This is a genomic window from Phenylobacterium sp., from assembly GCF_046590535.1.
Classification (GTDB): domain Bacteria; phylum Pseudomonadota; class Alphaproteobacteria; order Caulobacterales; family Caulobacteraceae; genus Phenylobacterium.
In genome coordinates this window covers 1-21060 of sequence record NZ_JBKJTG010000214.1, presented here as the reverse complement: position 1 = coordinate 21060, position 21060 = coordinate 1, and the positions used below count along the sequence as shown (strand labels likewise).

Genomic DNA, 21060 nt, shown 5'->3' with positions numbered 1-21060 from the left:
TCACCGAGGTGAACGAGATCGCCTCCGTGGGCCTCACCGACGAGGAGGTGGCGACCCTGCGCCGGCTCCTGCAGCAGGTGGGCCGAAACCTCGGTGATGCAGGGCGCCAGCACCGCCTGGAGCTTCCTGGCGGTGGGGGTGAGATAGACGTGGATCTTGCGGCGGTCCGCGTCGCTCTGCTTGCGGCGCACGAAGCCGCTCTTCTCCAGGCCTTTCAGCGCGGTGACCGTGGTGGGCTCGCGCATCCCGACGCGGCGGCTCAGTTCGCGCTGGGTCAGGCCGTCCTCGCGCCAGAGCACGCGCAGGAAGCGCCATTGTCCCGCGGTCACCCCATGCGGCAGGGTTCGCTTCTCCAGGGCCCGGGAAAAACTGCGGAATGCGATCCTCGTCAGATAGCCCAGGCTGTTGTTCGGATCGGCATAGAGGTCTTGCGCGGGGCCTTTCGTCATGGCTTCTCCTTCGCATCGGACGCGGCCGCGATCAACGTGCGGCCCAGATTGACGACCCCAACCGCGACCGATAGCTAAAGTATAAAATACTATGCATCTGTCCCGGACGACGCCGTTGAACAAGCTTCCTGGCCTGCCCCTGCTGCCCACCACCATCGTGGGCAGCTATCCCCAGCCGGACTGGCTCATCGACCGCGAGGGGCTGAAGAGCCGCCTGCCGCCCCGGGTGCGGGCCCGGGAGCTGTGGCGGGTGCCAGAGCCCTGGCTGGCCGACGCCCAGGAGGCCGCCACTCTGATGGCGATCAGCGACCAGCAACTCGCCGGCATCGATATCGTCGGCGACGGTGAAATGCGGCGGGAGAGCTATTCCAACCGGCTGGCCACCGCCCTGGACGGCATCGACATCGACACCCCCGGGACCGCCATCGACCGAACCGGCGCGCGCAATCCGGTGCCGCGGGTGGCCGGCCCGATCCGCCGCCGCGGCCCCATCGAGGCGCAGGACGCGAAGTTCCTGAAGGAACGCGCCGGAGGTTGGGTGAAGATCACCCTGCCCGGACCCTTCACCATGACCCAGCAGGCGCAGAACGACCACTATCCCGACGATGCGGCGCTGGCCATGGACTACGCCGCCGCCGTCAACGCCGAGATCAAGGACCTGTTCGCCGCCGGCGTGGACATCGTGCAACTGGACGAACCCTACCTGCAGGCCCGGCCGGAGCAGGCCAGGGGCTATGCCGTGGAGGCCATCGACCGGGCGCTGGACGGCGTCGGCGGGATCACCGCCCTGCATGTCTGCTTCGGCTACGCCTATGTCCACAAGGGCGCGGCCAAGCCCAGGGGCTACGACTTCCTCGCCGAGCTCGACGCCTGCAAGGCCGACATTATCTCCATCGAGGCCGCCCAGCCCCGGCTGGACCCGGCCATCCTGGCGGAGCTGCCCTCCAAGCGGATCATGTATGGGGTGCTGGACCTCAACGATCCGGCTATCGAGACACCCGAGACGGTGGCCGGCCGCATCCGCGCGGCCCTGCCGTTCATCGACAAGGAGCGGCTGATGATCGCCCCCGACTGCGGCATGAAATACCACCCCCGCGACGTCGCCTTCGGCAAGCTCAAGGCCATGGTCGAGGGGACCCGGATCGTACGCGCCGAGCTGGGCGCCTAGGCCAGCCACTGCGCAAGCAGGCGCGACACCGTCCGGGGCTTCTCCAGCGTCGCCAGATGGCCGCAGTCCTCGACGATTTCCAGGCGTGCGCCCGGGATCGCCTCCAGCATCTCGCGTTGGTGGGCCTCGGTGGCGATACCGTCCTGCCGGCCCCAGACGATCAGGGTGGGACAGGCGAGCGCGCCCAGGGACGGGCGACTGTCCACGCGCGCCATGATGGCCCGTTGCTGGCGCAGGAAGGTCTGGGGTCCCGTCTCCCGCGCCATCCGACGCACCACGCTCAGCAGGGGCTCGTCCTCGCGCCGGGCCAGATGCACTAGGATGGGGATCCGCTCCTCGACCACGTCGTCAAAGCGGCCGTCCTCCACCAGGCGGATGTAGCCCTGGCGTCGCTTTGTCTGCGCCGGCGTGTCGTTGGGCGCCAGCGTGGCCAGCAGCGCCAGGCTGCGCACCCGCCCCGGCGCCTGGCGCAGGACCTCGAAGGCCACGAAGCCGCCCATGGCCTGGCCCACCAGGTCGAACCGCGCCGGCGCGGCGGCCAGCAAGCGCTCCGTCATGCCGGCGATGGTTTCGTCCGACGCCTGGTCGGCGAGGCTGACATCGTATCGGTCCGACAGGGCGGCGACCTGCGGGGCGAACACCTCCGCGGTGAGCAGCTGGCCGGTGACCAGGATGACGTGGGGACGCATCACGCCACCTGGCATAGCAGCGGCGTGCCGTCGCGCGCCCGGCGGCAGTTCTCCAGCGCCACATCAAGGCTGCGCGCCAGGGTTTCCGGCGTCAGCCAGGCCACGTGCGGGGCCAGCACCACCTTGGGCGACGCCAGCACTGGATCGTCGGGGTCCACTGGCTCGCCGTTGAACACGTCCAGGCCCGCGCCGCCGAGCTGGCCGGTACCAAGGGCCTCGCAAAGGGCGGCCTGGTCCACCAGCTCGCCGCGGGCGGTGTTGATCAGGATGGAGCCTGGCTTCATCCGCCACAGCGCCAAGCCGCCGATCATTCCGCGGGTCTCCTCGGTGAGGGGAATGTGCAGCGATAGGATGTCGGATTGCTCGACCACCTCGTTCAGCGAGACGAAGGCGCCGGCCGTTCCGGTCTTCGCCGAGCGGGCGGTGTAGATCACCCGGGCGCCCAGAGCGGCGACGGCGGGCGCCACCCGGGACGGCACGCCGCCATAGCCCACGAAGCCCACGGTGCGGCCGCAGAGCTCGCCGACGCTGTCCAGCACCGCCAGGTCCGGCCGCCAGCCCTCTCCCTCGCGCACTAGGGCGTCGAAGTAGGGCAGGCGGCGCAGCACCGCCAGCATCAGCGCCAGCGTCATCTCCGCCACCGCCTGGCTGTTGGTCCCGGGCATGTTGGCCACCGCCACGCCCCGCTCGCGACAGGCCACCAGATCGATGGTGTTCACTCCGACGCCCAGCTTCTGCACCAGCTTCAGGCGCGGCGCCTGTTCCAGCATGGCCGCGGTGACCGGCTTCAGGACGTGCAGGAGCACCTCGGTGTCGGCGATCTCGCGGGCGAAGCCGGCCTCGTCGGCTTCCTCGACGATCACGGCCTCGACGCCGGCCGCCTCGGCCCGAGCGGCGAGCTGGGCGGCGAAGCCGGGGCTGGCGCGGTAGTGCAGCAGGGCTTTCATCGGTTCAGGGTCCGCGCCACGGAAGCGGGCAGGGCGCCGGCCCCGGCGAACTCGGCCCGGTCGCCCAGGGCCTCCTCGATGCGCAACAGCTCGTTCCACTTGGCCATCCGCTCGGAGCGGGCGAAGGCGCCCACCTTGAGCTGGCCGGCGTCCCAGCCCACGGCCAGGTGGGCGATGGAGACGTCCTCGGTCTCCCCAGACCGGGCCGAGACAATGGTGCTCCAGCGCAGCCCACGGGCGGCGTCCAGGGCGGCCCTCGCCTTGGTCACAGTGCCGGCCTGGTTCACTTTGATCAGCACCGCGTTGCAGGCCCCGGCGGCCGCAGCGCGCGCCACCCGCCCTGAGTCGGTCACCAGAAAGTCGTCGCCGATGATCTGGATGCCCTCGCCGAGCCGCGCGGTGGCCAGCGCCATGCCGGCCATGTCGTCCTGGCTCACCGGGTCCTCTATGGAGAGGATCGGGAACCGCTGCGCCCAGCCGACCACCCGCTCGACCATGGCCGGCCCGTCCATCTCCGCGCCGTCCAGCGCCAGGCTGTAGCGGCCGTGGGCGTGCAGCTCATTGGCGGCCACGTCCAGGGAGATGAACACCTCCTCTCCCGGCCGGTAGCCGGCGCGTTCGATACTGGCCGTCAGGGCGGTCAGCGCGTCCTCGTTGGAGTCGAAGACCGGCCACCAGCCGCCCTCGTCGGCGACGCCGGCTAGGCGGCCCGTCTCGGCCATCAGGTCGCCGGCGGCGCGATAGACATCGGCCGTGATCTCCAGGGCGCGGCGGACCGAGCCGGCGTGGGGTGCCATGATCATGAAGTCCTGGATGTCGGTGCGCCGGCCAGCATGCGCGCCGCCGCCGAAGATCTGCACTTCCGGCAGCGGCAGGCGCACGTCGCCGCCGGCCGCCAGCCAGCGCCAGAGCGGGACCCCCTCCGCCGCGGCCGAGGCATGCAGCAGGGCCAGGGACACCGCCACCGTGGCGTTGGCGCCCAGGCGCGCCAGGTTGGCCGTGCCATCCAGGTCGTTGATGGCTGCGTCGGCGCCGGCTTGGTCGGCGGCGTCGAGCCCGGCCAGCCGCGCGGCGATCTCGCCGTTCACCGCCGCCGTGGCCCGTTCCACGCCGAGGCCTGCGAACCTTGGACCGCCGTCCCGCAGTTCGAGCGCCTCGTGCGCGCCCATAGAAGCGCCCGCGGGGGCCATCGCCCGGCCCACGGCCCCTCCCGCCAGCGTCACCTCGGCCTCGACCGTGGGCCGACCGCGGCTGTCCCAGACCTGCCGGCCGCGGACTGTCTGAATGGTGGTCTTCATCGCGCCCCGGTCCGTTGTTCCCAGACGCCCGCCACGCCGCCCAGCGTCAGCCCCGGCTGCCTCAGGAGCTCCACCGCCACGCCGCGCACAAAGGCCTTGTCCTCTGGGTCGGTCAGATATTCCACTGGCGACTTTCCGTCGATCCTGGCCAGCAACAGGGCGGCGAGGAGGTCGCCGGCGCGGGCGTTGAGCGCGGCCTGCTCCTCCCAGTCAACGCCCCCCAGGTAGGCCGAGGCCAAGGCCTGAAAGGCTGCGAGATAGGCGGCCGCATGGTCCGGTTTCCACACGCACTTCAGCAGCAGGTGGTTGGCGCAGAAGGCGATGTCGAAGGCGGGATCGCCGTACCAGGCGCACTCGGCGTCGAGGAACACCGGGCCCACCGGACCGCAGAGGATGTTCTTCGGGCTGACGTCCCCGTGCACCAGGGCGAGGCTGCGGGCCAGGGTAGCGTCGGCCAGGCCGTTGAGCCGGTCCGCCAGGTCCGGATGGGCCAGGGCCGCGTGGCGCAGGTAGGGGGCTAGGCGAAGGCTCTCGAAGAGGCCGGCGGTGGCGAACTGCGCGGCCAGAGCCGGCGCATGCGCGGTCCCGGAATGCACCTTTGCGAGGGCGTTCCCGACGCGGGCGGCGAACCTGGTATCCACGCGCCCGGCGGCAAGTTCCGCCTTCCAGACCGGATGATCCTTTGGCGCGAACCAGGTCATGGCGAAGACGTGCCGCGCCGGATCTTCCGCCAGGACCCGCGGTACGATCGGACCGTCCAGGGTCGCGGCGACGCGAAGCCAGGCGGCTTCATAGGTCGAGCGTTCCAGCGGCGCGCGCCAGTCAGCGGCGACCTTGAGCCGGGCCAGCGCCCGCTTCACGCAGATCGGGCCGTCCGGCAGGTCGACGCAGAACACATCGCTGGACACCCCGCCGCCCAGCGGGGTCAGGGAGAGCTCCGCGCCGGCCGGCGCAAGACCCGCCTCGCGCAGCCAGTCGATGATCGCATCCTCGGCGCCCATGCCGATCCGTTAGCCTTCTAAGCATCCGCAGTCCAGCCGTCGGCTGGCGCCGCAGGGGCCTCAGAAGGTCTGGCGGAAAAGGGCCACGTGGGCGCTGTCCAGGTACTCGTCCAGCCGGTAGATCAGCCCTTCGCGCAGCCGGCAGATGATACAGGCCGGCAGACTGACCCGGCTGCCGTCCTTGCGGACACCCCAAAGCACGTGTTGCTGCACGAAGCCGCCCTCGAACACCTCGATCCGCCGGTCGGCGTACTGCCGGTCGCTGATCCGGGCGACCATGCCCTGCAGGGTGGCGACGTTCTCCTCTCGGGTCTGCACCTTGTCGTCGAAGTTGTGCCAGATGCCCACGTCGGGCGTGTAGCTAGCCCGTAAGGTGTCAACGTCGCCCTGTTCGATGGCGTCGAAGAAGCGCTTGGCGAAGGCGCGGACGGCGGCGTCGTCCATGCTAGTGCGCCGGCTCCAGGGTCGGACGGGCGACGGCGGCCAGCAGGCTCTCGTCAGGCACGCCCTCGGCGGTCATCGGCGCGTGGGCCACGTCTTGCGGGCCAAACTCCTTGCCGACCCAGGAGGCGAACTCCAGGCACACTCCATCGGGATCGAAGAAGTAGACCGACCGGACGAAGACGTCGTCGGTGACTTCCTCGGCGGCGCCCGTGGGCGAGTTGTCGTGGTTGAGCACGCGCGAGACCGCCACGCCCTTGGCCTGCAGTCGCGCCACATAGTCATCGAACTTGTCGGCCGGCACGTTGAAGGCGATGTGGTTCATCGACCCGTGGGCGCTGACGATCGAGCCCTGGGTCGGCAGGAAGCTGGGGGCCGAGCGTCCCGGATCGGCCGGCGGGGCGTTTGGGAACCAGAAGAAGGCTAGGCTGTCGCCATTGCCGATGTCGAAGAAGAAGTGCTGGCCCATACCCCGGGGCAGGCTGATCGTCTTGATCAGCGGCATCCCCAGGATGTCGCGATAGAAGCCGACGGTCTTGGCCATGTCCTTGCAGACCAGCGCCAGGTGATTGACGCCGCGAATGTCGAACTCGGTGTTCTTGCGCTCCATGAGCCTGCCTCCGCTTTTGCCTGTGCGCTCGTCCGGGGCCGCAATGAACGCCTTGCGGCGTCCAAGGTGAAGAGGGTTCGTCATACGGCGCCCCGCAGCGCTCTTTACGTTCCGGAAAAAAACCTTCTAAATCTAAGCAATTATACCCCTGGCTGGCCCAAACCGTCAATCTGATTGATGAATTAAGCTGGACCGGGCGAACGGAGGCGGGCATGCTCGCTCCAGATAATGCGGGTCGCTCAGCGACGGCCGGCGACAAGGGGAGGATACCAGGATGTCGTTCGACGATGGCATGCGCGTGCGTGGATTGGCGTCCTCGCGTTGGGCGCTGGCGGGGGCTTCGGCCTGCGCCCTGATCGCCTCGGCCGGGTCGGCGTGGGCGCAGGCCCCGTCCACCGTCGAGGAGGTGGTGGTCACCGGCAGCTACATCCAAAGGCCGGTCAACGACACGCCCAATCCCGTCTCGGTCCTGGGCAACGAGGAGCTGGCGAAGCAGTCGATCCAGACCGCCGACTACCTGTTCAAGAATCTGCCGATGGCCAACGGCGCGCGCTCGACCCCCGACAACACCAACGCGCCCTACCAATTGGGTATGGCCAATATCAACCTGCGCGGCCTGGGGGTCGCCTCCACGCTGACCCTGATCAACGGCCGCCGCCAGGTGGTCTCGCCGGTGCCGCTGGACGACGGCTCCAGCTTCGTCGATATCAACGTGATCCCGCTGATCATGATCGACAGGGTCGAAATCCTGCAGAGCGGCGGCTCCGGCCTCTATGGCTCCGACGCTATTGCTGGCGTCGCCAACTTCGTGATGCGCCGTTCGTTCGAAGGCGTGGAGGTCCGCGCCCAGTACCAGAGCACGTTCAAGGACAGCCAGGAGGATTTCAACCTGGGCGTCGTGGGCGGCACGTCCGGCGACAACTGGGATTTTGTGGCTGGGATCGAAGGGCTCTACCGCACCCCGCTGGCCCAGAACGACCGTCCGTTCACCCGCAACAGGATCCGCTCGGCCCTGGGTTTCCCCGGCGCCTACCGCCCGATCGGCGCCGCCCTGCCGGTGATCGACCCCGCCTGCGCGCAACTGGGCGGCATCCCCACGCCCTTCGTCCCGGGCACCAACCTGGGGCTCTGCGGCCTGGACCTATCGCGGGCCTTCTGGCTGATCGCGCCCGAACAGCGGATCCTCGGCTACGCCACCGGCAACTACCGCCTGAACGAGCGCCACACCCTCTACGCGGAGCTGGGCCTGGCCCACAACGAGGCCAAGCTGCGCTCGGCGCCGTCCTATTCCAACCTCACCTTCCCGACCATTCCGGCCAACAACCCGGGCAACTTGGTGGTGAACGGCGGCTTCGGCGTGCCGGTGACCCTCTTTGGCCGCCCGCTGGGCTTTGTGAACTATCCGGCCAACGAGCAGCGCCGCCGTTCGGACCAGCTGCGCCTGGTGGGTGGCTTCAAGGGCCAGGCCTTCCCCGGCTGGACCTACGACGCCTCCTATACCTACGCGCTGCAAAACTACTCGCCGACCAACATCCGCGACACCGTGAAGGACCGCTTCATCGCCGCGCTCAACGGCGTCGGTGGGCCCAACAACAACCAGTTCTACAACCCGTTCGGCTCGGCCCTGACCAACCCCGCCCTGGCCAACGACCCGCGGGTGATCGCCGACTTCACCCGCGATTCTTGGCGCAAGTACTACGGCGGCATGCACTCGGTGGAAGCCATCATCACCGGCGACCTGTGGGACATGCCGGCCGGCAAGGTGGGCGCCGCCTTTGGGGTGCAGTTCCGCCACGAGACCTTGGAGTTCAAGTCCGACCGCGACCAGCAGACCGGCAACTTCGTCTTCCTGTTCTCCGGCCCAGATTTCGAAATGGACCGGGACGTGGGCGCGGTGTTCGGCGAACTGGCCGTGCCGATCGCGGAGAACTTCGACCTTCAGCTGCAGGCCCGTTACGACAGCTACTCCGGCGGCATCGGCGGCAGCTTCAATCCGCAGGCCGCGATCCGCTGGGAGCCCCTCGACACCGTGGTGCTGCGAGCCTCGGCCGGCACCAGCTTCCGGGCGCCGTCGCTGTCGCAGATCTCCTCGATCTCGACGATCAACAACGCCGTGGTCGATCCGTTCAACCCCAGCCTGATCCCGTTCTTCAGCCAGATCCTCAGCCTGCCGGGCTCCGACCTCGATCCCGAGACAGCGAAGAACTACGGGGTGGGTGTGCTGTGGACTCCCAACAGCAACTGGAATTTCACGGTCGACTATTGGCGCTATGACTACAAAGACCTGATCGTCAAAGAGAACTTCCAGGCGATCGTCACCGCCAATCCCAACGACCCGCGGATCACTCGCCAGGGGGGCACCCCCCGCGGCCTGATCCAGCAGGTGCGGGTGGCCTTCGTGAACCAGAACGCGGTGGTCTCCGACGGTGTCGACTTCAGCGGCACGCTGCGCGAGAGCTTCGACGCCGGCGACATGAACATCACCGTGCGCGGCACCTACCTGAACAAGTACGAGACCACGGTGGGCGGCCGAAAGCGGGACATCTCGGGCTTCCGCAACACCGAGAACTTCGCCCGCTCCCTGCCTAAGCTGCGCTTCAACGTGATCGCCACCTTCGAGCGCGGTCCGCAGGCCTTCACCGCCACGGTGAACCACACCTCGTCGTACAAGGAGAACTTCACCCTCGCCACCAACCCGCTGAACGGCTTCAAGTACAACGACTTCTGGACGCTGGACCTGCAGTACGCCCTGGCGCTTGACCAGTGGGACACCAACCTGACGGTGGGGGTGATCAACATCACCGACGAGTATCCGCCGAACTCGCGGATCGCTTCCGACCTGCAGGGCTTCGACCGCTTCGTGTACGATCCGCGCGGGGCGCTGGGCTACGTGCGCCTCGCCAAGCGCTTCTAGAAAGGCCGTGATGACCGAGCCTGGGCGTTCCGAAGGTCAGGAGCCCGCCGACTCGGCCTACAGCTACTACGTCGTGGGCGTGCTGATGCTCGCCTACATGTTCTCGTTCATCGACCGCACCTTGCTCAGCTTGGTGCTGGACCCGGTGCGCAAGGACCTGGACCTCTCCGAGACCCAGGTCAGCCTGCTGGCCGGGTTCGCATTCGCCGCCTTCTACACGGTGCTGGGCCTGCCGTTCGGCCGCTGGGCCGACACCCGCAGGCGGCGCAACTTGATCGCGCTCGGCATCGGCCTGTGGAGCCTGGCCACTTTCGCCTGCGGACTGGCCAGCAGCTTCTGGCAGCTGTTCGTGGGGCGCATGTTCGTGGGCGTCGGCGAGGCCACCCTGGCGCCTGGCGCCTATTCCATGCTGCCCGACTATTTCCGGCGCGAGCGGCTGGGCTTCGCCATGTCACTGTTCACCTGCGGCATCACCATCGGCGGCGGCTTGGCCATGCTGCTGGGCGGCGTGGTGGTGGAGTGGGCCCAGACCGCCCAGCCGGACGTGCCGTTCCTGGGGCCCATGGCCGCCTGGCAGGTGCCGTTCCTGATCGTCGGACCGCCGGGCGTCTTGGTGGCGCTCCTAGTGCTGTTCACCGTCAAGGAGCCCAAGCGCCGGGTCGAGCCGGGCGCCACCGGCGAGGCCCTGCCGATTCGCGAGGTGATGGCCTATTTGGCGCAGCACTGGCGGACCTTCACCCCGGTGTTCCTGGGTTTCACCGGCATCGTCATCACCGGCTACGCCTTCAACGTCTGGGGGCCGGTCTATTTCATGCGGGTCCACGGGCTGTCGCCCACTGAGGTAGGCCTGCTCTATGCGGGTGGCTTTGGCGTGGCCGGCACAGCCGGCGTGCTGGCCGGCGGGTGGCTCTCGGACCGCGCCACCAAGCGCGGCCGGGCGAACGGGCCGATCTGGGTCAGCCTGTGGTCGGCCATCCTGCAGGCGCCCCTGTTCATCGGCGCCTACCTCAGTCCCTCGGCGCCGCTGGCCATGCTGCTGTTCTGCGCCGCCCTGGGCGTCGGCAGCGTCTATGGCGGCCTGCAGGGCACCGCCATCCAGGCCCTGACCCCCAACCGCATGCGCGGCCAGGTGGGCGCGCTCTACCTGATCGTCGCCAACATGATCGGCCTGGGCCTCGCGCCCACCTGGACGGCGATGATGACCGAGCACCTGTTCGGCGGCCCGCAGTTCGTCGGCCAGTCCCTGGCCCTGACCACCGCCATTGGCCTGACCGTGGCGATCATCCTGCTCACCGTGGCGTTGAAGCCTGCGCGGGTGCGGATCGAGGCCCTGGCCGCCCGCTGACGAAGATACTTAGTATTCTATGGATTATGATGTAGCTTGCTCAGGCGAAACAAAAGACCCCGCGCGATGACGGGGTGACCTTGGGGGAGGTTGCAATGACCAGGCGTCTTGCATGTGGCGTGTCGTGGGCGGCGATGAGCGCGGCCCTGTTGCTGGGGGCCGAGGCCCAGGCCCAGACCCGGACGGCGGAAGTCTCCGAACTTATCGTCACCGCCCAGAGGGTGGAGGAGAACCTCCAGGATGTCCCCGTGGCGGTCACCGCCTTCAGCGCCCGGGCGCTGGAACGCGCCGGCGTCGAGACCCTCTCCGACATCGCCCTGCGGACCCCCGGCTTCAGCATGGGCCAGGTGGATTCTGTGCAGCAGAACTTCGCCATCCGCGGCATCGGCTCGGCCTTCGGGATCAGCCAGAACTCCGGCGGCGACCCCTCGGTGGTGGTGTTCGTGGACGGCGTCTATGTCGGCAAGGGCGGCGTGCCCGACATCGACGCTATGGACCTGCAGCGTATCGAGGTGCTGCGCGGCCCGCAAGGCACCCTGTTCGGCAAGAACGCGGTCGGCGGCCTCATCCAGTTCGTCTCGAGGAAGCCCCAGGCGGAAACATCCCTGCGGCTGCAGGGCCAGCTCGGCAACTATGAGCGCCGCGCCTTCAACGCCCACGGCAATATCGCGCTGGCCGACAACGTCTTCCTGTCCGGCGGCGTGGCGCTGAAGAAGCGCGACGGCTACGAGTTCAACCAGGGCACCGGCAACCGGGTCAACAACGAAGACCTGAAGACCGCCCGGGCCGCCCTGCGCTTCCTGCCCAGCGAGGACCTGGACATTGTCCTGTCCTACGACGTCACCGACCAGGACCAGAAGGGCAACCCGCGCGACAACATCTGCGACGCGACGCTTCGGGGCGGCATCCATTGCGTGGGGATCAATCCGGATCCCCGGATCACCAACGCCTACACCGACGGCAAAATCCGCCGGCTGCTGAAGACCTACCGCGCGGAGGTTAACTGGACGACGCCCCTGGGGGTGGTCACCTCGGTCACCGGCCTGCGCGACGTGAAGCTGAACTTCGTCACCCCGTTCTTCGCCAATCCGGTCCGGCCGCCGAACCAGATCGAATCCACCGAGATTGACCACGAGAAGAACCAGCAGTTCAGCCAGGAGGTGCGCCTGGCTTTCGGCCTGATGGACGAGCGCCTGCGCGGCCAGGTCGGGTTCTATTATCTGAACGAGGACAACAACCGCACGGAGTACCTGATCCAGGACTTCCCGGCGCCGGCGATCACCGGCGTTGCGGTCTATCCGCAGGCGGTGGAGAGCACCAGCACCGCGATCTTCGGACAGGTGTCCTTCGACATCACCGACGCCCTGACCGCCACCCTCGGAGCGCGGATGACCTGGGAGGAGAAGGACGGCCACTTCATCGGCCGGAAACTCTCCGGGCCCGGCCTGCCGCCGCCGCTCGCGGCTGACTACGACGTGCGCAGTTCCGAGACGTGGGACGCCCTCACCCCCCGCCTCGCCCTGGACTGGCGGGCGACCGAGGACGTCCTGGTCTATGTGTCGGCGGCCCGGGGCTTCAAGAGCGGCGGCTACCAGGGGATCGCCGGCAACGGTGCGAGCCAGGCCACGCCCTACGATCCGGAATACGCCTGGAGCTACGAGGCGGGCGCCAAGACCCAGTGGCTGGACAACCGCCTGCGGCTGAACGTGTCGGTGTTCAAGACCGACTACGAGGACCTGCAGACCTCTCAGCTGGTGCCGCTGTGCTGCGTGGTGGTCGGCAACGCCGCCACCGCCGAGATCGAGGGCGCCGAGATCGAGTGGGTGGTGACGCCCCTGCCCGGGCTGCAGATCGACGGCAGCTACGCCTATCTCGACGCCCGCTTCACCAGCTTCGCCACGGGCGCCACCGGCAACTTCACCGGCAACCGCCTGCCCCGCTCGCCCGAGGACAAGCTGGCCATCGGCGTGCAGTACGAGGCCTCGCTGGCCGACGGCTGGACGGTGCTGGGCCGGGTGGACTACGCCAACCAGTCCAAGCTCTACTTCGAGGCGTCCAACATCCCGACGCAGAAGCAGGAAGGCTACATCAACTGGGACGCCCGGGTGGCGCTCACCTCGCCGGACGAGACGTGGCAGCTAGCGTTCTGGGGCAAGAACCTCACCGACGAGCTGGTGGCCACCTACGTCACCGCCTTCGCGCCCTATCGCCAAGTGCTGGTGCCCTACGCGCCGCCCAAGACCTATGGCGTGACGCTGACCTGGCGGATGTAGCCTACTCCGCCGCCTGGGCGTGGCGGTTGCGGGTGGTGAAGCCGCGCCAGTCGGCGTCCTTGGGGACCAGCCCCTCATAGGACGCCAGATCTACCTGGCGGGTGGCGCTCGTCGTGCCGATGGCCGCCTCGCCCGCCTGCACCGCCTTTGCCGCTGCGACCATCTGCCGGCGGAACTGGATGATCGCCACGTCCGAGGCGCCCAGGTGGTCATAGGCGCGGTCAGCGATCGGCCCCATGCTTTCCCACATGGCCATGTCCTGGGCCGGGATGCCGTCGATGCCGGTGAAGTCGCCGGCCTTCATGGCCGCGCGGTCCTGCAGGAAGTGGTTGCCCAGATTGCGGACCTTGCGCCAGTCCCTGTCCAGGTCGACGCCGGGCGTGGCCACGCAGAACCGCCGCCAGGCGTCCTGGTCGATGCCCTTGGTCTCGTGCCAGGCGACCCAGTAGAACATGCAGTTCACGTCGTCGATCGACACCAGCATCTGGGCCAGGTTGTACTGGTCGTTAGGCGGGATCAGCACGGTGAACGGCGCGATGAACACCGTGGTGCGCACATAGACCTTCGTCTCGGCGTCGACGATCGGGCGGCGGATGGCGGCATAGTGGAATCCGTAGTCGGTGAGCTCGGCCTCCAGCTTCGGGGCCTTGTCGTTGGAGGGCCGCAGCCAGGCCGTCTCGGTGGCCGTGGAGCCCGCTACTTCCGCCGTTGGCATGTTGGTGGAGTGCAGGCTGGAGGAGTGGGCGCTGTCGATGGAGCCCTCCAGCACCTGGGCCCAGTTGCAGGCCGCGTGCATCTTGACGATGGAGATCCTCGTCGACGCTGCGGGCGCCCAGGCGGGCGGCTCGAAGGGGCGCATCGCGTCGGCCGGACCCATCCAGATCCAAACGAAGCCGCCCGCCTCCTGCGCCGGATATGCCTTGTGCTTGAGGTTGCGCATGCGGCTTTCCGGAGGCTCGGAGGCCATCTCCAGAATCTCGCCGTCCACGCCGAACTTCCAGCCGTGGTAGAGGCAGCGCAGGCCGCACGCCTCGTTGCGGCCGAAGGCCAGGGAGGCGCCGCGGTGCGGGCAATGTTCGTCCAGCACGCCCAGCCGGCCCTGGGTGTCGCGGAACACCACCAAGTCCTCGCCCAGCAGCCGCGTGCGCACCGGGGCGCCGTCGGGATCGGCGACCTCCTCGCTCATGCAGGCGGGCAGCCAGTGCTGGCGCATGACCTGGCCCATTGGGGCTTCGCCCTCGACCCGGCAGAGGAGTTCGTTGTCGGCAGGCCGCATGGCGAAATGTCCGAAGGCGCAAGGGGCGCGGCGCGCCGTTGCTGAGACTTAGATATCGAAGTATTTTAGCCGCCGCGGGTGGGGGTGTCCAGCATCCGCGCCCCGCCTAAACCTCCGCCAGCCGCCAGGAGAGACGACCGTATGGGCGACCGCGTGCTCCGTTTTGGGGTGATAGGTCTGAGCCGTGGCTTCGTGCTGATGCGGCCCACGTTCCTGGCCGACCCTCGCTGCCGGCTGGTGGCCGCCGCCGATCCCCGGGCCGAGGCGCGCGCGGCGTTCGCCGCGGAGTTTCAGGAGACCGCCCATGTGGACGCCGCCGCCGTCCTCGCCGACCCGCAGGTCGAGGTGGTCTACATCGCCACGCCGCACGCCCTGCACGCCGGGCAGGCGGTCGCCGCGGCGCGGGCCGGCAAGCATGTGCTGGTGGAAAAGCCCATGGCGCTGGACCTCGCCGCCTGCCGGGCGATGACCGCTGCGGCCGCGGAGGCCGGCGTGCAGCTCATCGTGGGACCCAGCCACAGCTACGACGCCCCCATCGCCCACGCGGCCGACCTGATCGGCTCCGGCGCCTATGGCCCGGTGCGGATGATCACCTCGATCAACTACACGGACTTCCTCTATCGCCCCCGCCGCTCGGAGGAGCTGGACACCGCCCGGGGCGGCGGCGTGGTGTTCAGCCAGGCCGCGCACCAGGTCGACGTGGCCCGCCGCCTGGCGGGCGCCCCGTTGCGCAGCGTCCGCGCCCAGACCGGCGCCTGGGATCCGGCGCGGCCGACGGAGGGCGCCTACCAAGCCCTGCTCGCCTTCGGGAACGGAGCTACCGCCAGCCTCACCTACTCCGGCTATGGCCGCTACGACACCGACGCCCTGATGGGCTGGACCGGCGAGACCGGCCAGCCCCGGGACCCCGCCGACTATGGGGCCGCGCGCCGCCGTCTGGCCGCCGCGCACGAGGCGGTGCTGAAGGACCACCGCGCCTATGGCGCCGATCGCCCGCCCGCGAGCACCGCGCCGGCCCATGAGCATTTCGGCTTCGTGCTGGTAAGCTGCGAGCGCGCGGACCTGCGGCTCACCCCTACCGGCGTGGAGGTGTTCGGCGACGGGGCCCGGGAGGTCATCGAGATTCCGCCGCCCACCATCCCTCGCGCCGGGGTCATCGACGAGGTCTGGGCCGCCGTGGTCGATGGGCGCGCGCCCCTGCATTCCGGCGCCTGGGGAACCGCCACCCTAGCCGCGTGCTTGGCCATGCTAAAGTCCGGCGCCGAGGGCCGCGAAGTGGCCATCACTGAACTGGAGGGGGCATGAGCAAGCTTCGCCTGACGCTGGCCTGCTGGGACTACGACCGCACCCGCGCCCTGGCCGACGGCCGGGTGACGCCGGAAGGGATCGACCTCAACCTGGTGCCGCTGCAAGTGGAGGAGACGTTCTTCCGTATGCTCAGGAACCGCGAGTTCGACGCCGCGGAGATGTCCCTGTCATCCTATTGCGTGTCGCTGGCCCGGGATGATCCGGCGTTCATCGCCATCCCGGTGTTCCCCTCCCGGTTCTTCCGCCACTCCTGCATCTTCGTCTCCGCGAAAAGCGGCATCGCCTCGCCCAGGGACCTGATCGGCAAGCGCGTAGGGGTGCCCGAGTACCAGATGACCGCCCCGGTCTGGATACGCGGCGTCCTCGCTGACGAGTACGGCGTCGACCCGGCCAGCGTCACCTACTTCACCGGCGGCGAGGAGGAACCCGGCCGCGAGGAGAAGCTGAAGCTGAGCCTGCCGGCGAAGTTCAAGGTGGTCCCCATCGGGCCCGGCCAGACCTTGTCGGCCATGCTGGCGGACGGCGAGATCGACGCCCTGCAGACCGCTCGCACCCCGTCCACCTTCTATTCCCGCCCCGGTGACGTGAAGCGGCTGTTCCCCGACTTCGTGCCGGTGGAGAAGGCCTATTTCCGCAAGACCGGCATCTTCCCGATCATGCATGTGATCGTGCTGCGGCGGGACGTGTACGAGGCCAACCGCTGGGCAGCGCAGTCGCTCATGAAGGCTTTCGTCCAGGCCCAGGCCATCGCCTATGAGAACCTGCGGGTCACCTCGGCCACGACCTCAATGCTGCCCTGGCAGGTGGCGGCGGTGGAGGAGGCGACCGCCGAGCTGGGGGCCGACTGGTGGCCCTATGGGTTCGCCAAGAACCGCGCGGTGCTCGACACGTTCCTGCGCTACCACCACGAGCAGGGGCTCTCGGCGACGCGGCTGGAGCCCGTGGCGCTGTTCGCCCCCGAAACCTTCGAAGCCTTCAAGATCTAGGACCCGGCGATGATCGTCCTCTACGGCGGCCCCACGCCCAACGCCCGCAAGGTGGCCATCGCGCTGGAGGAACTCGGCCTGGCGTGGCGCCTGGAGTTGGTGGACATGCTGCGCGGCGACCAGCTCGCGCCGGCGTTCATGAAGCTCAACCCCAACAACAAGTCGCCGGTGATCGTCGACCAGGATGTGGCGGGCGAGCCCCTGGTTCTTGCGGAGTCCGGGGCGATCCTCTGGTATCTCGCCGAGAAGGCCGGCCAGTTGATCCCCGCCGACCCCCGCGGCCGGGCTCTGTGCCACCAGTGGCTAATGTTTCAGATGTCCGGCGTCGGCCCGATGTTCGGCCAGAACGCCCACTTCGGCTTCTACGCCAAGGAGAAACACCCCTACGCCATCGAACGCTACGCAAGCGAGGTGACCCGCCTGTTGCGGGTGCTGGACGGGCGCCTGGCGCAGGTCCCGTTCCTGGCGGGCGATGCCTACAGCGTGGCCGACATCGCCACCTATCCCTACACCCTGCGCCAGGTGGAAGGCCGCCGCGCGGCGTTCCCGCACCTGGCCCGCTGGTCCGACGCGGTGGGCGCCCGCCCGTCGGTGCAACGCGGCATGGAGGTGGCCCGCGAGCACCTGCGGCGGGAAACCATCGAGGGTGGCCTTACCGGCCTCACCGACGAGCAGCGCTCCATCCTCTTCGGCGCGCGACAGTACGCCCTGCGTCCCTGACCTCTTCGCCAGTTTGCGCGGGACTGACCCTGTGGCCGGTCGCCAACTGATCATCGGCGCATCCGATCTCCAGACCTGACGCTCCCTGACCAAACGTAAGACAAGTGGAGGGGGATTTGCAGGTAGGTTTATGGGATGGGACCGTGCGTTTCTGTTATCTCATTGTCTAATATAGGATATCTCGAAATTCATGGCGGTGCCGTCAGGCAAACGAAAAAAGGTCTCCACTTGGAGCCGCTATGAGTGGCTGATTGAGGACGAATTTCGATGACGCCGATTTCGTTCAAACCCCATCGCTTTCCAGCCGATGTGATCCGGCATGCGGTCGGGCTCTACTTCCGTTTCAGCCTGACCCACTCTTCGGCGACTTCGCGCGGAGGCCGCGAATGCAGCGCGGCGGCCGTTGCCTGAAGGAGGCCGGGGAGGGGCTTCGTCGAATTAGCCAAGTTGCCCTGACAGGACCCTGGCGTCGGCCTTGCGCGAACGGAGCCGACCGCTAGGTTCACTTCCAACAAAAGTAGGGCGGAGGCATCCGTCGGCGATCGCTGGAGGAAACCTTGGCCACAGTAGCAGCTCCGGCGGGCGAAGCCCCGGCCGGGGGCAGGGATTTTGGGACGCCGCGTTACCGGACCTATGTCCTGCTCACCCTCACGGCGGTCTACACACTCAACTTCATCGACCGGAACCTGCTGGGCGTCGTCTCGCAGCCGATCATCGACCAATTCGGATTGTCGGACACCCAGTACGGATTCCTCACCGGCCCGCCATTCGCCCTGTTCTACGCCTTCATGGGCGTGCCGATCGCAATGGCGGCCGACCGCTTCAACCGAGTGGCGATCATATCCCTTTGCATAGCGATTTGGTCGCTGATGACCGCCCTGTGCGGCCTTGCGCCCGGGTTCCTGTTCCTGCTGCTTTGCCGGGTCGGTGTCGCGATCGGCGAAGCCGGCGGCACGCCGCCTTCGAGCTCCCTAATCGGTGACTACTTCAAGCCGCGCAGCCGGGCCGGGGCCCTGGGCGTCTTTGGCATGGGCGTCACGATCGGCGGGGCCTTCGCCTACGGTTTTGGCGGCCCCATTGGGGGCCTGACCAACGAGGCGGTGCTGGGCATGCTGGCGCCTTTGGGCCTGGAGAGATTGCCCGCGCTGATGGGGTGGACCGGATCGTTCGGCTGGCGTTTCGCCTTCATCGGGCTGGGTATCCCGGGCCTTCTCGTCGCGCTCGTAGTGTTCCTGACCGTGAAGGAGCCGCCGCGCGGCTATTCCGACCCGCCGGGGACCGTGCAGATGGAGAAGGCCAGCATCGTCGAAACCCTGCGCCTGCTGGCGACCAAGCCGACCTTTTGGACCATGGCCATGGGGGCGTCGCTGGTTGCCTTCGTCGGCTACGGCCTGTTCGGCTTCCAGGCTCCGATGGCCCAGCGGGTCGCCGGCATCGGGCCGGGTGAGTTCGCCCTCACCTTTGGGGTGCCGCTGGCGCTGATCTCAGCGCTCGGCACATTCCTGGGCGGCTGGCTGACGGCGCAGCTGTCGGCGCGCTTCAACACCGCCGTTGCGGTGATCCCGGGCGTCGGCCTCCTGCTGGCGATCCCCCTCTACATCATCGCTTTCTACCAGATGGACCACGCCGGCGTGGTCACGGCCGCGGACGGCGCGAAGCATGTGACGGGCCACTGGCCAGCCCTGATCGCCTGGGGCTTGGGAGCGATGTTCCACTACGCCTACCTCGGCGCCCAGTACACCATCGGGCAGGGGGTGGTGTCGTCCCGCTCCCGGGCGTCGGCGATCGCCATACTGCTAGTGCTTGTGGCCCTGATCGGCAACGGCATCGGACCCCAGGCGGTGGGCATTCTCTCCGACGTCTTTATGAACCTGCAGTTGCAGGCGCATGGCGCGGGGACCGGGCTGACCAACGCGATCTGCCGGGCCAAGGACTTGTCGTCCCTGCCGGAGGCTCAACAACTGGTCTGCCGCTCAGCCTACGGCGAGGGCCTGCGCCAGTCGTTGGTGGCGGTCACCCTGGTGCTCATCCCCGCCGCTGCCTTCTACTTCCTGGCCGCACGCACCTTGAACAAGGACATGGTGGCCAGCCGGCACTGAGGCTCTGCAGGGGCGGTCCCCAGGGGTCGAGATGGGTCGTAGCGGAGGAACGGGCGCCGCGCCACCGCTGCGTTCGTCTCCTAAGATCCTGTGTCGTTGCCACCTCATATTGGCGGTGCTGTCAGTCCAAGGGCAACTGGTCTCCGTCTTGGGGTAGTGAGCCCAAACCCAGATGGCTCTCAGGACAGGACCGCGCGCCACGCTGCCAGGGCGGCTGAGCGTCGTTCGCGGTAGAGGCCTCGGCTGATGAGGTGGCGTTCCTGATTGAAGTGGTTGTGAACCGAGGCGTGTACGGAGCTAAATTTCTGCAGGGTCTTCATCCGTCGGAATCGCGCCATCGCCCGCTCTCTTCGTCGGAAGGGAAGGTGTGAATTCTCGACCTTGTTGTTGAGCCAGCGGCCCGTCGCCTGGAGATCGGCGGCGCCGATTTCCCTTAGCGCCGCACCATAGGAACGAAGACCGTCGGTGATGATGGCGCCCGTCCTGCCGTGGCGCTTCATCGCTTTCTTGATGAATTTCAGCGCCGCGGCCTTGTCCCGGGTCTTGGTGACATAAGATCCCAGCACCTCGCCCTCGTGGTCGATCGCCCGCCAGAGGTAGCGCAACTCGCCATTGACCCTCACGTAGATCTCGTCGAGATGCCACTTCCAGTGGTTGAACTGGCGCATGTGCTGGACCCGTTTGCGACGGATCTCGCCGGCGAACATCGGGCCAAACCGGTTCCACCACAGCCGCACCGTCTCATGGCAGATGTCGATGCCGCGCTCAAACAGTAGATCCTCGACATTCCGAAGCGATAGCGGGTAGCGGACGTACATCATGACCACCAACCGGATGATCTCGGGCGAGGAGTCGAATCAGCGAAACGGGTTGGGCGCCTTGGTCATGAACCCGGCTAGCCGACGCCTGGTTAGTCCGTCATGAATTTCGTCTGACAACACCCTCCCACGCCTTGTCGCTTGTGCAGCACGGTTGGACCGCCGGATTCCTCCGACACGGACTGAACCGATCAGGGTTCGGCCCGCGGGCGCGTCATGCCGGTGCAAGAAGAACGGGCGCTCCGCCAGCGGGCGGAGCGCCCGCTGGCCTCTGCCGCTCCGCTAGAAAAACTTGTACCGTAGCTCGATACCGAAGGTGCGTGGAGGCGTCGTGAAGAAGTTCTTCCGGATGCCCTGCACGCAGTTGACCGTGCCGACATTTCCGGTGGCCGGGTTGCTGTTCCCCGTGATCACGGGGCTGCAGGTCGTGCCGGTCCGAGCCGCTACCTGCTGCGGCGTTCCGTAGACGTTGGAGAACGACCCGTTGAGCCGTTCCGCGCCCGCGCCCTGGTCATAGCCGACATCGTCCAGGATGTTCTTCACGAAGGCGATGGCCTCGTATTTGGAGTCCTCCGAGCGCCACAGCACGCGGGCGTCCAACTGGTCCCAGGTCGGCGACTTGTGGTACCAGCGCTGGAACAGCGCGCCGTAGGCGCTGTCGCGCCACGAGTATGAGACGTTGGCGGTCACTCTGCCGGCGGCGCCCAGCTCCCAGGTG

General features: G+C 68.0%; 18 protein-coding genes. 8 read left to right on the top strand and 10 right to left on the bottom strand.

Annotation, left to right across the window (positions count from 1 at the left end):
- A partial coding sequence (locus ACLL81_RS12950; protein ID WP_411288765.1) for a MarR family winged helix-turn-helix transcriptional regulator occupies positions 1-449 on the bottom strand: 449 nt, incomplete at its 3' end.
- 115 nt (positions 450-564) lie between these two features.
- On the opposite strand from ACLL81_RS12950, the gene ACLL81_RS12945 reads away from it, so the two are divergent.
- Positions 565-1617: a hypothetical protein gene (locus ACLL81_RS12945; RefSeq protein WP_411288764.1), complete on the top strand. Its 1053-nt coding sequence runs from the start codon at positions 565-567 to the stop codon at positions 1615-1617.
- On the opposite strand, the gene ACLL81_RS12940 is transcribed toward ACLL81_RS12945, so the two are convergent.
- The 6 genes from ACLL81_RS12940 to ACLL81_RS12915 are packed head-to-tail and all read right to left on the bottom strand — an operon-like array spanning position 1614 to position 6603.
- Positions 1614-2306 carry an alpha/beta fold hydrolase gene (locus tag ACLL81_RS12940; protein WP_411288763.1) on the bottom strand — a complete coding sequence of 231 codons (693 nt, stop codon included), beginning with the start codon at positions 2304-2306 and terminating at the stop codon, positions 1614-1616. The genes ACLL81_RS12945 and ACLL81_RS12940 overlap by 4 nt on opposite strands.
- A complete protein-coding gene (locus ACLL81_RS12935; RefSeq protein WP_411288762.1) occupies positions 2306-3253 on the bottom strand; it encodes a 2-hydroxyacid dehydrogenase in 948 nt (315 codons plus the stop codon). Before ACLL81_RS12935 ends, ACLL81_RS12940 begins: the two co-directional genes overlap by 1 nt.
- Positions 3250-4551 (bottom strand): phosphopyruvate hydratase, encoded by a 1302-nt coding sequence (gene eno, locus ACLL81_RS12930; protein ID WP_411288761.1) that lies wholly within the window; start codon positions 4549-4551, stop codon positions 3250-3252. Before eno ends, ACLL81_RS12935 begins: the two co-directional genes overlap by 4 nt.
- Positions 4548-5552, bottom strand: a complete 1005-nt coding sequence (locus tag ACLL81_RS12925) for a phosphotransferase family protein (protein ID WP_411288760.1) — start codon at positions 5550-5552, stop codon at positions 4548-4550. The genes eno and ACLL81_RS12925 overlap by 4 nt, the downstream gene beginning before the upstream one ends.
- A gap of 60 nt (positions 5553-5612) precedes the next feature.
- Positions 5613-5996, bottom strand: a complete 384-nt coding sequence (locus ACLL81_RS12920) for a nuclear transport factor 2 family protein (RefSeq protein ID WP_411288759.1) — start codon at positions 5994-5996, stop codon at positions 5613-5615.
- Position 5997: 1 nt separating this feature from the next.
- Complete coding sequence (locus ACLL81_RS12915) at positions 5998-6603, bottom strand: VOC family protein (protein WP_411288758.1); 606 nt, start codon at positions 6601-6603, stop codon at positions 5998-6000.
- A gap of 274 nt (positions 6604-6877) precedes the next feature.
- On the opposite strand from ACLL81_RS12915, the gene ACLL81_RS12910 reads away from it, so the two are divergent.
- From ACLL81_RS12910 to ACLL81_RS12900, 3 genes are all read left to right on the top strand, one after another.
- A complete protein-coding gene (locus ACLL81_RS12910; RefSeq protein WP_411288757.1) occupies positions 6878-9517 on the top strand; it encodes a TonB-dependent receptor in 2640 nt (879 codons plus the stop codon).
- A 10-nt stretch (positions 9518-9527) separates the two neighbouring features.
- Positions 9528-10862, top strand: a complete 1335-nt coding sequence (locus tag ACLL81_RS12905; protein ID WP_411288756.1) for a spinster family MFS transporter — start codon at positions 9528-9530, stop codon at positions 10860-10862.
- A gap of 95 nt (positions 10863-10957) precedes the next feature.
- Positions 10958-13135 (top strand): TonB-dependent receptor, encoded by a 2178-nt coding sequence (locus tag ACLL81_RS12900; protein ID WP_411288754.1) that lies wholly within the window; start codon positions 10958-10960, stop codon positions 13133-13135.
- A gap of 1 nt (position 13136) precedes the next feature.
- Here the strand turns inward: ACLL81_RS12900 and ACLL81_RS12895 are convergent, their stop codons facing one another.
- Positions 13137-14411 (bottom strand): Rieske 2Fe-2S domain-containing protein, encoded by a 1275-nt coding sequence (locus ACLL81_RS12895; protein WP_411288753.1) that lies wholly within the window; start codon positions 14409-14411, stop codon positions 13137-13139.
- Between the two features lie 141 nt (positions 14412-14552).
- On the opposite strand from ACLL81_RS12895, the gene ACLL81_RS12890 reads away from it, so the two are divergent.
- The 4 genes from ACLL81_RS12890 (at position 14553) to ACLL81_RS12875 (ending at position 19524) form a co-directional block, all read left to right on the top strand.
- Positions 14553-15716: a Gfo/Idh/MocA family protein gene (locus ACLL81_RS12890; protein ID WP_411288751.1), complete on the top strand. Its 1164-nt coding sequence runs from the start codon at positions 14553-14555 to the stop codon at positions 15714-15716.
- Positions 15713-16705, top strand: coding sequence for an ABC transporter substrate-binding protein (locus tag ACLL81_RS12885; RefSeq protein WP_411288750.1), 993 nt, complete (start codon positions 15713-15715; stop codon positions 16703-16705). Before ACLL81_RS12890 ends, ACLL81_RS12885 begins: the two co-directional genes overlap by 4 nt.
- 9 nt (positions 16706-16714) lie before the next feature.
- Positions 16715-17425 carry a glutathione S-transferase family protein gene (locus ACLL81_RS12880; RefSeq protein ID WP_411288749.1) on the top strand — a complete coding sequence of 237 codons (711 nt, stop codon included), beginning with the start codon at positions 16715-16717 and terminating at the stop codon, positions 17423-17425.
- Between the two features lie 557 nt (positions 17426-17982).
- Positions 17983-19524 (top strand): spinster family MFS transporter, encoded by a 1542-nt coding sequence (locus ACLL81_RS12875; protein ID WP_411288748.1) that lies wholly within the window; start codon positions 17983-17985, stop codon positions 19522-19524.
- A gap of 179 nt (positions 19525-19703) precedes the next feature.
- Here ACLL81_RS12875 and ACLL81_RS12870 read toward each other — a convergent pair whose 3' ends face one another.
- Positions 19704-20363: an IS6 family transposase gene (locus tag ACLL81_RS12870; RefSeq protein WP_411288766.1), complete on the bottom strand. Its 660-nt coding sequence runs from the start codon at positions 20361-20363 to the stop codon at positions 19704-19706.
- Positions 20364-20624: 261 nt separating this feature from the next.
- On the bottom strand, positions 20625-21060 hold a 436-nt coding region (locus ACLL81_RS12865), incomplete at its 5' end, for a hypothetical protein (RefSeq protein WP_411288747.1).